A 13073-nucleotide genomic window follows, 5' to 3' on the forward strand; every position below is an offset into this window, starting at 1 on the left:
TCAGGTATAACACCCTCTTTTTCATCCCACGCCGCTTCTTCGCCGCTTCTTCGCCGATTCTTCGCCGATTCTCGCGGAAGCGGGTACGCGGTTGGTTCACGAGGCTGAGCCAACCGTTTACCCGCTTTCGCGAAACGAATGCTGCGGCGTGGGCACGCTGACAAGGCGCAGACTAGGACGATGAGTACTGGGCGTAAGGGTGAGGTGGCAGAGGGGCATCCGTCTGTCGTGTTGAAGTTGAGCGGACACACTGCGGTGATCGAACCTGACCGGTTCACCCCGGGCAGCTTTCAGCTCGTGGTCGACGGCACGCCGCAGTCCCACGTGAACATCGATCACCCGGATGAGCTGTTTTTCGAGTACATCCAGCGCATCGGGCACGTCATCGACCTGCTCGGCGACCCGCACGAGCCGATCACGGCCGTGCACCTCGGGGCCGGCGCCCTCACCCTGCCGCGCTACGTCGAGGCGACCCGGCCGGGCTCGCGCCAGCAGGTGGTCGAAATCGAGAGCGATCTGATCGACCTGGTGCGTTCTGTGCTGCCCTGGGACAAGCGCGCCCAGCTGCGCGTGCGACACGGCGATGCCCGCGAGGTGCTCGGCAAGCTTCCGGCCGGGCTGCACGGCGCGGTCGACCTCGTCGTGGTCGACATCTTCTCGGGGGCGCGCACCCCGAAGCACGTCACAAGCCGCGAGTTCTTCGCGCTCGCCGCCCCGCTGCTGTCGCCCCGCGGCGTGCTCGCCGTCAACGTAGCGGATGGCCCCGGCCTCGCATTCGCGCGCGGCCAGGCCACAACCCTCTCCGCGGTGTTTCCGCACGTGATCGGTTTCGCCGAGACGCAGGTACTCAAGGGTCGCCGGTTCGGCAACATCGTGTTCATCGCGGCGCACACGCCGATCGACCTCAACTGGATTCCACGGCTGCTCGCGAACGGCCCCCACCCGGCGAAGGTGATCGAGGGCACCGAACTCAAGCAGTTCATGGCCGGTTCGCTCGTGGCGACCGACGAGACGTCGACGCAGTCGCCGCTGCCCGGCCGCACGGTCTTTCAGATCGGGCACTAGCCCGGCGTCCCTGTGGCTAATTCAGGACGAGTGCGCGGCGATGGGCGCGGCATCCACTGATCTGGCGGGGGTGACACAATCAGCGCGGCAGATTTCCTGAATAAGCCACCGTGCCCGCGCCAGCGTGCCCGCGCCAGCGACCATTGGCGACCGGCGCCAGATTCTCGTCGGGCTGGGGGCTAATTCAGGAGCGATGCGCGAAGCCCCTGGCTGCATCCACTGATCTGGCGAGGGTGACACGACCAGCGCGGCGGATTTCCTGAATAAGCCACGGGCGGGCGGGCACGCTGGCGACCGGAGGCCCGCGGGCGGCGGTATTCTAGGGGCACCCGTCAATTCTCCGCGCGGCCGCGGCCGCCTTCGTCATTACAGGAACACACCCTGAGTTTCATCATCGGTTACGACCCCATCACCCTGCGCGAGAAAGTGGACCTCCAGGCGGCCGGTGAGCGGCTTGAAGAACTCGGGACACTGCGCAGCCTCGCCGCGCTGAACGAAAAGGTCGCCCTGCTGCGCCTCGTTGGCCGGCTCGATGAGGCCTGGGAGGTTGCCAACGAGGCCGTCCGCCAGTCGCGCTTCACCGGCAACAGGGAGCAGGCGGTGGCCAGTCGCATCCGTCGTGCACAGGTTTTGCAGTTTCAGGGCAAGCTCGTCGAGGCAGCGAGCGAGCTGACTCATTGCATTCTCGACTCCGAGGTGCACGAGTGGACCCGCCTCGCCGCCTACGGCCGCCAGCACCGCGGCAAGGTGTATTTCGACCAGGGCAATCTCGAGGGTGCACTCGCGGACTTCACCGCAGCGGTGTTTCTGCGCGAGAAAGACGGCGCCGACGCCGACGAACTCGACAGCTCGCTGCTGGCCGTTGCCGTGGTCGAGTCGCACATCGCGGCCCGCGACGCGCAGAGCTGATCGCTGTGCATAACTCCGGCAATTTGTTGCCGGTGACCAGAACATCCGCGCAAATTTCGCGGCACCCGCTTCTCGCCTGCAGAATTTGCAGGAGTTATGCGCACTCTCTGCCCGGTAATTGCCGCCGGGCGAATGCCAGACCTCGTACCGGTGGTAAAGCGGCGCCGCGCCGCTCGGCAAGTCCCGGTCGAGTACTGGCCGCCCAGTGCGATGTGCAGCATGCTGTGTTCAGCACGAAGGCGAGGTGACTGGTGACAAATCAGACTTTTCGGCGATGGCGTGCGATCGTCACGGCTTCGCTGGTGGCGGTGGCGCTGGCCGCCTGCAGCGCGGAGGCGCCCCGGACTACGCCCGCATCGTCGACTCCGGCCCAGCCAACACCGACGGCTACCGCCACGGACGAAGGCCAACCCGCGCCGGTGCATCCGGTCGGCGAACCGGTCGTGATCGCAACGGGACTTCAAGCTCCCTGGTCGATTCTGCGGCTGCCCACTGGCGCCACGCTCGTCAGCGAGCGCGACACAACCAGGGTTCGAGAGTTACTGCCCGACGGCAGCCTGCGCGACGCCGGCACGGTGTCGGCAGCGCAGCCGAGCGGTGAGGGCGGGCTGCTCGGCCTCACTTTTCTGGCCGACACGGCGGCCCCCGGCGGTGCGGGCTGGGTCTACGCCTACTTCTCCACGGCCTCCGACAACCGCTTCGAACGGATGCCGTTGGCCGGCTCCCCCGGCAACCACACCCTCGGAGCGCCCACCCTCGTGCTCGACTCGATCCCCCGAGCCGGCAATCACAACGGTGGGCGCCTCGCGTTCGGCCCAGACGGGCTGCTCTACGCCACGGTCGGGGACGCCGGAGACACTGCCAATTCCCAGGACTTGGACTCGCTCGGCGGCAAGATTTTACGAATGACACCGACCGGTACCGCGCCAGAGGATAATCCGTTCGGCACGCTGGTGTACTCGTTCGGGCATCGGAACCCGCAGGGCCTGGCCTGGGATTCCCGCGGCCAGCTATGGGCGAGCGAGTTCGGCCAGAACACTTGGGACGAACTCAACCGCATCGTTCCCGGCGGCAACTACGGCTGGCCGCTGGTCGAGGGCCAGGTCGGCGACCCGGCGTATCTCGACCCGGAACGTCAGTGGTCGACCGACGAAGCTAGCCCGAGCGGCATCGCCATTGTGAATGACACCATCTTCATGGCGAGCCTGCGCGGCCAGCGCTTATGGAGTATTCCGATTCTGAGCGCCTCCTCCACCGACACCCCCACCGAGTGGTTTGTCAACGGATACGGCCGGTTGCGCGACGTGGTGTCGGGGCCGGCTGGCACACTGTGGTTTGTGAGTAATAACACGGATGGCCGCGGTTTCCCGGCGGAAGGCGACGACCGGCTGTACGCAGTTAATTTGAGCCGTGTGGGGGTGGCACCTTGATGTTCTTGATGTCTGACCTCGCACCCGATGGTGGCGCGGGAACGGTGGCGCCCTCGTGATGCAGGCGTCCGATCTCGCGCCGACGCGCAATTGCTGCGTGGGAACGGTGACGCCCTGATGGCCGATCTCGCCCAGGTGCGACGATGGGCCGACGCGCTTATCGTGCTGCACCTCGACCCCAACTGGACCTTCGGCTTCGACAACGCCAAGAAGCGGGCCGGCCTGTGCAATTTCAGCGCGAAACACATCACCGTGTCGCGCTACCTCGCCGCGCGTTATGCCGACGACGACGTGCACCAGATTCTGTTGCACGAACTCGCGCATGCCCTGGCCGGGCCGCGCGCCGGGCATGGTCCGCGCTGGAAGAAGATAGCCCACGACCTCGGCTACGATGGCAAGCGCACCCACGATGGTGAGATCGCCAACGAGCTCGCTCCCTGGGTGGGTCTCTGCCCCGCCGGACACACCCATTTTCGGTATCGGAAGCCCACCCGGCCGCTAGGCTGTGGACTCTGCGCCCGCCGGTTTGATCAGGCCCACGCCATCAGCTGGCTGCAGCGCGAAATTACGCCGGCGATCCGGCGTCGGGCCGCAGCCTCGGCCGGTCCTCGGCTTCCGCCGGTCGGCTGACCGACGTTCAGCGCCCGCGGGTCAACACCCTGGGCTCAGCGCCCGCGGGTCAGCGCCCAGACGTTCAGCGCCGGCACAGTCGGCGCCCACAAGGTCGGCGCCCACAAGGTCAGTGCACGTCGTAGCGGGCGAGGGCGTCGGCATCCGTGGCGTGCATCATCGCTCGACGAGCGGTGTCCAGTGCGGTCACTGGGTCGGCCTCGGCCACGGCGAGCGCGAGCTGCCGTTCAGACTCGGCCAAACGAGTGCGCGCGGCGGCCTGCACCCGACCGCGATGGGCGGCCACAAAGTCGCGGGTGATTGTAATCTGGCTGCGGGCGGTGAGCAGCGCCCCGGCCAGGGCGGTGCGGGCGTTCTCGAGCCGCAACTGCCGATTGCGTGCCTCAGAACGGATGCTGTCCAGCCCGTTCATCGCCGCCTCCAGCTTCACGAGATCCGAGGATGGGTCGCTGAGCCTCCCGGGCTCCCGCAACGACGCCTGCACGGCGGCCGCCTCGGTGATGACGAGGTTCAGGGACGCGCTGGTGTCGGATTCCTCGTGACCATCGCGCAGGGCGCGCGCCTGCGCGAGTTCCGAGCCGGCAGCATCCAGTGCCTGCTGCAGGTTCGCGAAACCGCGGTGCAGTTGGTCCTCACCGGTTTCAATCGCGTTGAGCAGTTGTGTCGCCTGAAACAGGGAGTGCTCGGCAGCCTGCAGCCGCTCCCCCACCGGTTCGGACGACGCGGCCTCGAGGCGCGCAGCGGCAGTATCGGCGGTAGCCACGGCCAGGTCGAGTGCGGTTTGCGCCCGCAGAACGTTGCCGCTGATTGGGGCGAGCGCCGGTGGCAAATAACTCAAGCCGAGCCGGGCGAGCGTGTTCGCTCCACCGGCGACCCGATCGGACACGCGATCGAGGCGTCGGCGCAGTTCGTCGAGTTGCTGCGGCGCGTTGCGTTCCACGCCGCGCTTGGCGGTGAAATTACGCGCCTGGCCGGTCAGCCGGCCGGTGGCCTCATCGGCGAGCTGGATGATCTGCTGGTTCCAGCGGGTACGCTCGGCAGCTGTGTCTGGCACGGCGTCGTCGAGCTTTTGCTGCAGCGCGAAGGCATCGCTGAGCTGGCGTTTCGACGTGCTGAGCGCCGTGGCGAACTCCCGCGCCCGGGATTCGCCGAACTGCGCGATGGCGAAGCCGAGCTCATCGGTCGCGTCCTGCACCAGATCGTCGGCGCGCACCAGACTGATATTCGCGCTGCGGGCCAGCTCGGCGGCCTCGGCGCTCACCTGATCGATTCGAGCCCGGGTGCGCCGCCGCGAAGCTGCCACCAGCGCCCAGACTCCGGCCAACACGAGGCCGATGACGATGACCGAGGGTACCCACCAGAGATCGCCATTCATAGCCGTGAGTCTAATGAGGGTTGCTGGGCGACCGGACCCGACGCGCTACCGCCCCCGCTATCGGCACCGAGCCAGCGTGCCCCTACCGGTCGTCGGCAGAGGGTCGGCGCATCTGCTGCCGAATCATCTCGAAGTCGTGCCGGGAGATCTCCAGCACGCCGCGGCGCAGCTGAAAGCCCCAATCCGGATTGCCTCGGGTCAGCTGCAGCACCGACAACAGCGGGCGGATGCTGGTGGGCCAGGCATCCAGATCGTAGTCGGCCCGGCGACGCCACGGCCGATACTCGTTCGCGGGGTCGCCGACCTGGTAGGCGTGGGCATCCGCTATTCGGCCAATCGCGGTGAATTCTTTGAGTGGATCGCCCTCGATCGCAGTTTTCGGCGAGTAGTAGACGATACCGTCGGCCTCGCCCATGTGCGAGATCAGGTCCCCGACGCCGCGGTTGGCGCGCGCGATGCCCAAATCGACACCGCGCAGCACGTGCTCGCGGTGCACCACAACGAGCCAAAACCGAATTGCCACACGTCATTTCTACCGCACGCAGTTGTACTGCATGCCACGCTCAGACCAAACTGGAACCATGCGCGTACTGCTGAAAGAGATCCTCGACTGCACACCGGATGCCGCCTGGCACGCAATCCACAGTCCCGCCGTTTTTCGGGAGGTGAGCAGCCCGTTCATGGCCGTCAAGTCCCTCGAAGCCGACGGCTTCCCCACCCGTTGGGAACCCGGCGAGCACCCCGCGGTGTTCTCCATGCTCGGCCTGGTGCCGATGGGAACCCAGATCATTCGGCTCGCCAACTCCACCCACCGGCTCGACGGGGTGCGCATTCTGCGCGACACCGGCCGCGGAGTATCCGGCGCCCTGAGTGCGGTCACCCTCTGGGATCACCGCATGGCAATCGCCCCCGACCCGGCCGACACCGGCAAAACGCTCTACCGTGACCAGCTTATTTTTCGCGGCCGCCCGGTCACGCTCGCGCTCTGGCCGACGTTCTGGGCATTTTGGCAGTGGCGGATGCTGCGGCTCAAGCACCTCGCGCCGACCTGGCAGCACGACGTCGGAATCGACGATTCGAACTTCGTGCCCCTGTCACAGCGTTCGGCACCCACCGAGACCGAAGATTACTAACGGATGCTTCAGCGCCATACCTTTCGCAGGCATCGCCGACCTACGACAGCCCTGCGCACGAGGTCGAGCGCGCGGTAGCGTAACCACCATGAGTTCTTCTCTGGGTGCCTTGCAGATCGCCGATTGGCGCCGCCGTGTCACCGGCCTGTACGCGGGGGTGCGCCAGCTCAATGTGCACAGCCCGAAAAGCGGGCATGAGCTGTGGCGGTCGGGGCGTGATGAACTGTTTGCGGGGCATCCGTCGTCGCCGCTGCTGCCCGACGATCGTTCGGCCTTCACCGGGCTACCCATTGCGGCCTACGACCCGGACTGGCGGTTCGAGGCCCGGGTGCACCGCGCTGAGCAGCCGTATCGCCTGAATGTGGAGACCGGAACCGATGGAACGGTGCCGTTCGACCTGGTGGGTACCGTGCGGCTACCCTACCTCGGTTCGCTCGATATCTGGCGGCTCACGAGCTATGGCGGCGGGCTGTTCCTGCCGCTGAAAGACGCTCTGGCCGGCAAAAGCGATGGAACTTACGGGGGCGGACGCTACCTGCTCGACACCATCAAGGGGGCCGATCTCGGCCCCGGCGTCGACGACGACACCCTCATTCTCGACTTCAACTTCGCCTACAACCCCTCCTGCGCCTACGATCCAATGTGGGCCTGTCCGCTGCCGCAAAGCGGCAATGTCATCGACGTCGAGGTGCCCGTCGGCGAGCTGTACCACGGCGACCACTCGTAGCGGCCAGCGAGCCGATTTGACAGCATCCGCTAGAGTGGGGCTACTTGCGAGTGCGTAGTTGCGCTTGCTGCGTCGTAGAACGCCCTCTTCTCTATCCGGCGGCCCACCAAGGCTGATCTGATTTTTCGAATGAAACATTCTTACGGCGAACGGATGTGCCCCTCGGCACCTTCGCCATGTGAATCCTCCTGGTTTGGTTGCCGCTGCGCGGTAAACCGAACGGGCGAGGAGACTGATGCCTGAAAGGCACCACCTTGTCTACAACTTTCAGCACGCTCGGCGTGCCGGCCCCCCTGGTAAAGGTTCTCTCTTCACAGGGAATCGACACCGCCTTCCCGATTCAGGTCGACACCCTTCCTGACACCCTGAACGGCCGCGACGTGCTCGGCCGCGGCAAGACCGGCTCGGGCAAAACCCTGGCCTTCGCCATTCCGATGGTGTCTCGCCTCGGCGGCAACCTCGCCGGCGGCAAGCGTCGCCCCGGTCGCCCGCTCGGTCTGATCCTCGCGCCGACCCGCGAGCTCGCCACGCAGATCACCAACGCCATCACGCCGCTCGCCGAGGCTTACGGCCTCAACACCACCACCATCTTCGGTGGCGTCTCGCAGGGTCGTCAGGTCACCGCGCTCAAGGCCGGCGTCGACATCGTCGTGGCCTGCCCAGGTCGCCTCGAAGACCTCATGAAGCAGGGCTTCGTCAACCTCGACTCGGTCGAGATCACCGTGCTCGACGAGGCTGACCACATGGCCGACCTCGGCTTTCTGCCCGTCGTCACCCGCATTCTCGACAAGACGCCAGGCAATGGCCAGCGCATGCTGTTCTCCGCCACGCTCGACAACGGCGTGGACAAGATCGTCAAGCGTTTTCTGCACGACCCGGTGATGCACTCCGTCGACGAAGCCAACAGCCACGTCTCGGCCATGACCCACCACGTGTTCGAGGTCACCGGCGTCGACGCCAAGAAAGAGCTCGTGCAGAAGCTAGCGAGCGGCTCCGGCCGTCGCATCCTCTTCATGCGCACCAAGCACCAGGCCAAGAAGCTCGCCAAGAGCCTCACCGACGCCGGCATTCCCTCCGTCGACTTGCACGGAAACCTCTCGCAGGTGGCCCGCGACCGTAACCTCGCCGCGTTCAGCGCCGGCACCGTCAAGGTTCTCGTCGCAACGGATGTCGCCGCTCGCGGTGTGCACGTCGACGACATCGAACTCGTGATTCACGTTGACCCGCCGGCCGAGCACAAGGCTTACCTGCACCGCTCGGGCCGTACCGCCCGTGCCGGCAGCGCTGGTGACGTCGTCACCGTCGTGCTCCCCGAGCAGAAGCGCGACACCGACGCCCTGCTGCGCAAGGCCGCCATCAAGGTGACCCCGCAACGCGTTGACGCTTCCTCCCCCGCCGTCGACGCCCTCGTGGGCAACGTGGCCGCTTATGTCAAGCCCGCGCCCCGCGTCGAGGCGCCGCAGCAGCAGCGCCAGTCGCAAGGTGGTCGCTCCCAGGGTGGCCGCTCGCAGGGTGGCCGTTCAGAAGGTGGCCGCTCGCAGGGTGGCCGTTCAGAAGGTGGTCGCTCGCAGGGTGGCCGTTCAGATGGAGGTCGCGACGCCGGCGCCAGCCGTTCCGGTGGAAGCCAGGGCGGTGCCCGCACCGACCGTAACGACGGCGGCCGTGGCGCCAGCCGCGACTCGGCTTCGGCCGGTGGCGCGCGTCGTGAACGCTCCGGCCGTCCGGCCGGCGCTGCCACCAGCGCACCCCGTTCCGGTTCGGCCGCTGGCCGCTCGGGCGGAGCCCGAGTCGGCAGCCTTCAGGTCGGCGGACTCGTCCGCGGACCGAGCTCGGGTGGCGCTGGCCGCTCGGCTCCCCGCCGCTCGCAGGGCTAGCCAGCCAGCAGCATCCGTGTAAAGAAAGCGGGCCAGTCTCTTCGGAGCCCGGCCCGTTTTCTGCGCGCACCGCGACGTGTCAAGCGGCACCCGCAAACACGGATAGTGTCGAATCATGAACACCACCGTTGTCGTTCGATCCGTAGAAGAAGCCGATGCCGAAAGCCTGGGCCGCGTACACGCCGCCTGCTGGCATGAAACTTACGATCACCTGCTCAGCCAGGCCGCTCTGTCACAGTTGCGGCCCCAGCGCCTCGCCGCTCTCTGGCGCCGCTTCACGACCCAAGGTGCGGAATATCGCCAAAACGTCGTGCTCATCGATGGCGAGATCGTGGGCTTCGCTGGCAGCGGACCGACGCGCGACGGTGACCAGCCCACCCCGCACGAGTTGTTTTTTCTGTACCTGCTTGAGGCAAACCACGGCTCAGGCGTCGGCCAGAAACTGTTCGACTCTGTGGTCGACCCCGGTGCCTCGTCTCTATGGGTGGCCGCCGACAACCCCCGAGCGCACGCCTTCTATGCCCGCAACGGCTATCTGGCCGACGGCCTCGAGCGCAACGAAGAGGTGCTCGGCGAGACGCTGCACGAGGTGCGACTGGTTCGCTAGCAACCGGGCGGCGCTCCAGCCGCCCACTCGACGAGTCGCCCGCGGAGAAATTGCCGACCAGCGGTACGTTATGGCCCAAAACCCCTCAATGGGGTTTTGGGGCGCGGGGAAGCCCATAGGGTGAACGGATGACTATTTCCACGGCCGCCACCCCCGTCATCCTCGACGTCGACACCGGCGTCGACGACGCGCTGGCTATCCTGTTCGCCATCAAGCACCCCGCCATCAATGTGCTCGGCATCAGTTGTGTTGCGGGCAACGCCTCACTGGAACGCGTTGTCGATAACACCCTGCGCATTCTCGACGTCGCAGACGCTCCACTCGTGCCGGTCGCCGCCGGCGCCCGCCGCCCCCTGCTGGAGCCGGCCCGCTCGGCCGCACACGTGCACGGCGAAAGCGGCCTCGGCACGCTGCTGCTGCCGGCGACCGGCCGCAAGGCCGAGTCGATCAGCTCGATCGAGCTCATGCGCCGGCTCATTGTGGCCAGTCCGCGCCCGGTCACCCTGGTCGGGCTCGCCCCGCAAACCAACCTCGCCCTGCTGCTGCGCCAGTACCCCGAGTGTGCCGACAACATTGAGCGCATCGTCTTCATGGGCGGTTCGACCACGGTCGGTAACGCGACAGCGGTCGCCGAATTCAATGTCTGGCACGACCCGGAAGCCGCAGCGATCGTGCTCGATTCCGGGGTACCGACGTTCATGTACGGACTGGACGTGTTCAACCAGGTATCGATTGGTGAGCCTGTTGCTCTCGAGCTCCTGCGCAAAGAGTCGAATCTCGCGCAGGTCGTCGGCCGACTATTGAGCAACAGGGTCGCTCTCGGCGCTGGCCGCAACGCAGAATACACCGGACTCATTGGCGACGCTGGGGCGCTGTGCGCCCTTGTCGACCCGGATGGCGTGACCACCGAGATGCTACCCCTGCGCGTGCAGTTGTCCGGATACGGTCGCGGCCAGACCCTGGTCGACCAGCGCACGCATCCCGGCGAGGACATCGTGCACGGCCTGGCCAGCGAGTGGGAGGCCGCCGAGGTCGCGCTTGACGTCGACGTCGACCGCTACGCGCGCCTGTTTCTCAAGACGCTCGGCCTGAGTTCGGCGCTGCCCCAGCCCGTGTAGCGCGCCCGGTACAGTCCGAGCGGCTCGTGTATTCCGCACGCCCCGTCAAGCGGATGCCGCCGGACAGCTCGTGGTACGCGTCAGAAAAGTTCGCACGTGTTCAAACCAGTGCCGCCTTCTCACAGTGGCGCCGTGAGGCGCGCGCCGCCACCTCAGTAGAGCAGACCGACCGACGCCATCGCTGCACGCAGCAGCGCTCCGCGACCGCCTTCCATCTCGGCCGAGACTCCCGGTGACACGGCCTCGGTCGGGGTCATCCAGGTGAGTTCAAGGGCATCCTGCCGCGGGTCGCAGGTGCCGGTGACGGGAACGACGTAAGCCAGCGAGACGGCGTGCTGGCGGTCATCTGTATAAGCGGTAATGCCCGGCATCGGAAAGTACTCGGCGACGGTGAACGGTACCGGGCTGACCGGAAGCTGCGGGAAAGCCATCGGGCCGAGGTCCTTCTCGAGGTGACGAAAGAGCGCATCGCGCAGGGTCTCGCCGTAGAGCACCCGGCCGGAGACCAGCGTGCGCGTCATCTCGCCGGTCGACCGGGCGCGCAGCAGCACGCCGACCTCGACGACCTGGCCGAGACCGTCGACCCGCACTGGCACGGCTTCGATGTACAAGATGGGAAGGCGACGACGAATCTCGGCAAGTTCAACATCCTTCAGCCAACCCGGATTCGTGTTCGGGGCTCCCGCGGGGGGCTTTGGCGTCCAGTCCGGGTCTGGGTCAGGGGTTCGCACGCTCATGAGGCCATTCTGTCCTACGTGGGCTCCGCGCGTGCACCGGCGTCGTTCCCAAGTGCCAGAAACGGGCCGAGCAGTGAAAGTATGGGAGGACACGGCGCCCACGCGGCGCAAACCCGGGAGGAACCCATGACCACCAGCACTACCATCGACGCCGCCGCCGTGCTCTGGTCCGCGTCCGGCGCCGACCAAGTTGACCGCCCGCTCCTGCTCGTGTTGCACGGATACGGCTCGCACGAGGGCGACTTGTTCTCGCTCACGCCGCACCTTCCGCTTGAGCCGGTGATCGCGGCACTGCGCGCGCCGCTGCCGGTCGGCGACGGCTGGGCCTGGTTTCCAATCAACGATCCCGGAAACCCCGACAACGCCGCGGTCGACGCGGGCGTTGCCGCCGTGCTGGCCTGGCTCGACGCCCTGCCGCAGCAGCCGTCCACCGTCGGTCTGCTCGGATTTTCGCAGGGTGGCGCCATGGCGCTGCAGTTGCTGCGCATGGCGCCAGACCGGTTCAGCTTCGCCGTGAACCTCTCCGGGTTCGTCGCCAGCGGCCCGCAGTCCGGCGACGCACGTTTGGCCGAGCGCCCGCTTCCCGTGTTCTGGGGTCGTGGCACCGTCGACGGCGTCATTCCCGCGAGCGCCGTCACACGCACCCAGGCGTGGTTGCCCGGGCACAGCACGCTCACCGAGCGCATCTACGAGGGTCTGCCACACTCGATCTCGCAGGCCGAGCTCGGCGACGTCGTCAATTTCTTGCGCACGCAGTACCTGGAGCCGGCCGCCTAGAAACGCTCAACCGAGTGGATGCTACAGCGCGGCATCCACTTTCAGTCACGACAGCAGGCGGTCGCCACCGCGCCGCACACGTACCGAAAATGTGCCGAAAACGAGCGGACGTACCAGACGCCCGCCGACGCGGAAGCCCGGGTGAGGGGTCGCATATCGGCCTAAAACTGCCCTCGACCAGACGATTTACGACCTCTCAGCGCTCAAACGCTAGGAGCGGTCGCGCTTGGCCTGCTCCTGCGAAGCCTGACGCTCGACGTGCGCCTTCTTGGCCGCGCGGTGCGCGTCGCGGTCTTTCACCGCGATCTGGTCGGCGCGCACGCCGGCCTGGGTGGAACGTTCAAGCACGAGCCAGGCTGGCGGCTGCTGCAGCAGGGCGGATATCTCGGCGGTGGTCAGCGGGTCGGTGATTTCGCTGCGGGCCAGGCCGGAGATCGAGACGCCGAGCTTGGCGGCGACGACCTGACGCGGGTGCGGACCGTTGGCGCGCAGCAGCGTGAGCCACTCCGGCGGGTTGGCCATGAGCTCGGCGAGCTCAATGCGGCTGACAAATTCGGTCTGGAACTCGACCGGTGCGCCGCCCAGCAGAATCCCGAGTTTCTGGGCCGCCGTGGCGGGCTTCATGGTCTGGGGCTTCTTCTCGGAACTCATTGCTCAAGCGTATAGCCTGAGAGGGTCCTCGTTTGGGCAA

Annotated in this window: 14 protein-coding genes; 10 read left to right on the top strand and 4 right to left on the bottom strand. The window is 66.8% G+C overall.

Annotated features, from left to right (window positions below; translation table 11 throughout):
• Positions 1 to 180 precede the first annotated feature (180 nt).
• The 4 genes from CXY73_RS08620 to CXY73_RS08635 all read left to right on the top strand — a co-directional run bounded on the left by CXY73_RS08620 (position 181) and on the right by CXY73_RS08635 (position 4034).
• Positions 181 to 1065, top strand: a complete 885-nt coding sequence (locus tag CXY73_RS08620) for a spermidine synthase (protein WP_104135339.1) — start codon at positions 181 to 183, stop codon at positions 1063 to 1065.
• A 426-nt stretch (positions 1066 to 1491) separates the two neighbouring features.
• Positions 1492 to 1974 carry a hypothetical protein gene (locus CXY73_RS08625; protein WP_233198227.1) on the top strand — a complete coding sequence of 161 codons (483 nt, stop codon included), beginning with the start codon at positions 1492 to 1494 and terminating at the stop codon, positions 1972 to 1974.
• A 251-nt stretch (positions 1975 to 2225) separates the two neighbouring features.
• Positions 2226 to 3404 (top strand): sorbosone dehydrogenase family protein, encoded by a 1179-nt coding sequence (locus CXY73_RS08630; RefSeq protein WP_104177462.1) that lies wholly within the window; start codon positions 2226 to 2228, stop codon positions 3402 to 3404.
• Between the two features lie 117 nt (positions 3405 to 3521).
• Positions 3522 to 4034 (top strand): SprT-like domain-containing protein, encoded by a 513-nt coding sequence (locus tag CXY73_RS08635; RefSeq protein WP_104177489.1) that lies wholly within the window; start codon positions 3522 to 3524, stop codon positions 4032 to 4034.
• Between the two features lie 109 nt (positions 4035 to 4143).
• Here the strand turns inward: CXY73_RS08635 and CXY73_RS08640 are convergent, their stop codons facing one another.
• Together CXY73_RS08640 and CXY73_RS08645 are read right to left on the bottom strand one after the other, a co-directional pair.
• Positions 4144 to 5409, bottom strand: coding sequence for a hypothetical protein (locus CXY73_RS08640; protein ID WP_104177463.1), 1266 nt, complete (start codon positions 5407 to 5409; stop codon positions 4144 to 4146).
• An 82-nt stretch (positions 5410 to 5491) separates the two neighbouring features.
• A complete protein-coding gene (locus CXY73_RS08645) occupies positions 5492 to 5932 on the bottom strand; it encodes an EVE domain-containing protein (protein ID WP_104177464.1) in 441 nt (146 codons plus the stop codon).
• Between the two features lie 58 nt (positions 5933 to 5990).
• Here CXY73_RS08645 and CXY73_RS08650 point away from each other — a divergent pair, with 58 nt between their 5' ends.
• From CXY73_RS08650 to CXY73_RS08670, 5 genes are all read left to right on the top strand, one after another.
• Positions 5991 to 6542: a hypothetical protein gene (locus CXY73_RS08650; RefSeq protein WP_199184264.1), complete on the top strand. Its 552-nt coding sequence runs from the start codon at positions 5991 to 5993 to the stop codon at positions 6540 to 6542.
• An 88-nt stretch (positions 6543 to 6630) separates the two neighbouring features.
• Positions 6631 to 7269: a DUF1684 domain-containing protein gene (locus CXY73_RS08655; RefSeq protein WP_104135335.1), complete on the top strand. Its 639-nt coding sequence runs from the start codon at positions 6631 to 6633 to the stop codon at positions 7267 to 7269.
• 254 nt (positions 7270 to 7523) lie between these two features.
• Positions 7524 to 9143: a DEAD/DEAH box helicase gene (locus CXY73_RS08660; protein WP_104177465.1), complete on the top strand. Its 1620-nt coding sequence runs from the start codon at positions 7524 to 7526 to the stop codon at positions 9141 to 9143.
• Between the two features lie 115 nt (positions 9144 to 9258).
• On the top strand, positions 9259 to 9750 hold the full coding sequence (locus CXY73_RS08665; protein WP_104177466.1) for a GNAT family N-acetyltransferase: 492 nt from the start codon (positions 9259 to 9261) through the stop codon (positions 9748 to 9750).
• A 128-nt stretch (positions 9751 to 9878) separates the two neighbouring features.
• Positions 9879 to 10868, top strand: coding sequence for a nucleoside hydrolase (locus CXY73_RS08670; RefSeq protein WP_233198228.1), 990 nt, complete (start codon positions 9879 to 9881; stop codon positions 10866 to 10868).
• 152 nt (positions 10869 to 11020) lie between these two features.
• Here the strand turns inward: CXY73_RS08670 and CXY73_RS08675 are convergent, their stop codons facing one another.
• Positions 11021 to 11605: an NUDIX hydrolase family protein gene (locus tag CXY73_RS08675; RefSeq protein ID WP_104177467.1), complete on the bottom strand. Its 585-nt coding sequence runs from the start codon at positions 11603 to 11605 to the stop codon at positions 11021 to 11023.
• Positions 11606 to 11731: 126 nt separating this feature from the next.
• On the opposite strand from CXY73_RS08675, the gene CXY73_RS08680 reads away from it, so the two are divergent.
• The gene (locus CXY73_RS08680; RefSeq protein ID WP_104135331.1) at positions 11732 to 12382 is read left to right on the top strand and encodes an alpha/beta hydrolase; all 651 of its coding nucleotides are present in this window, start codon (positions 11732 to 11734) and stop codon (positions 12380 to 12382) included.
• Between the two features lie 210 nt (positions 12383 to 12592).
• Here CXY73_RS08680 and CXY73_RS08685 read toward each other — a convergent pair whose 3' ends face one another.
• Complete coding sequence (locus tag CXY73_RS08685) at positions 12593 to 13033, bottom strand: DUF5997 family protein (protein WP_104177468.1); 441 nt, start codon at positions 13031 to 13033, stop codon at positions 12593 to 12595.
• Positions 13034 to 13073 lie beyond the last annotated feature (40 nt).

The sequence above is a fragment of the Cryobacterium sp. Y50 genome (genome assembly GCF_002929805.1).
Classification (GTDB): domain Bacteria; phylum Actinomycetota; class Actinomycetes; order Actinomycetales; family Microbacteriaceae; genus Cryobacterium.

Coding starts and splice junctions, on each gene's coding strand:
- CXY73_RS08650 (WP_199184264.1), top strand. CDS start 5,991: ATGCGCGTACTGCTGAAAGAGATCCTCGACTGCACACCGGATGCCGCC.
- CXY73_RS08640 (WP_104177463.1), bottom strand. CDS start 5,409: ATGAATGGCGATCTCTGGTGGGTACCCTCGGTCATCGTCATCGGCCTC.
- CXY73_RS08665 (WP_104177466.1), top strand. CDS start 9,259: ATGAACACCACCGTTGTCGTTCGATCCGTAGAAGAAGCCGATGCCGAA.
- CXY73_RS08675 (WP_104177467.1), bottom strand. CDS start 11,605: ATGAGCGTGCGAACCCCTGACCCAGACCCGGACTGGACGCCAAAGCCC.
- CXY73_RS08680 (WP_104135331.1), top strand. CDS start 11,732: ATGACCACCAGCACTACCATCGACGCCGCCGCCGTGCTCTGGTCCGCG.
- CXY73_RS08620 (WP_104135339.1), top strand. CDS start 181: ATGAGTACTGGGCGTAAGGGTGAGGTGGCAGAGGGGCATCCGTCTGTC.
- CXY73_RS08670 (WP_233198228.1), top strand. CDS start 9,879: ATGACTATTTCCACGGCCGCCACCCCCGTCATCCTCGACGTCGACACC.
- CXY73_RS08685 (WP_104177468.1), bottom strand. CDS start 13,033: ATGAGTTCCGAGAAGAAGCCCCAGACCATGAAGCCCGCCACGGCGGCC.
- CXY73_RS08635 (WP_104177489.1), top strand. CDS start 3,522: ATGGCCGATCTCGCCCAGGTGCGACGATGGGCCGACGCGCTTATCGTG.
- CXY73_RS08655 (WP_104135335.1), top strand. CDS start 6,631: ATGAGTTCTTCTCTGGGTGCCTTGCAGATCGCCGATTGGCGCCGCCGT.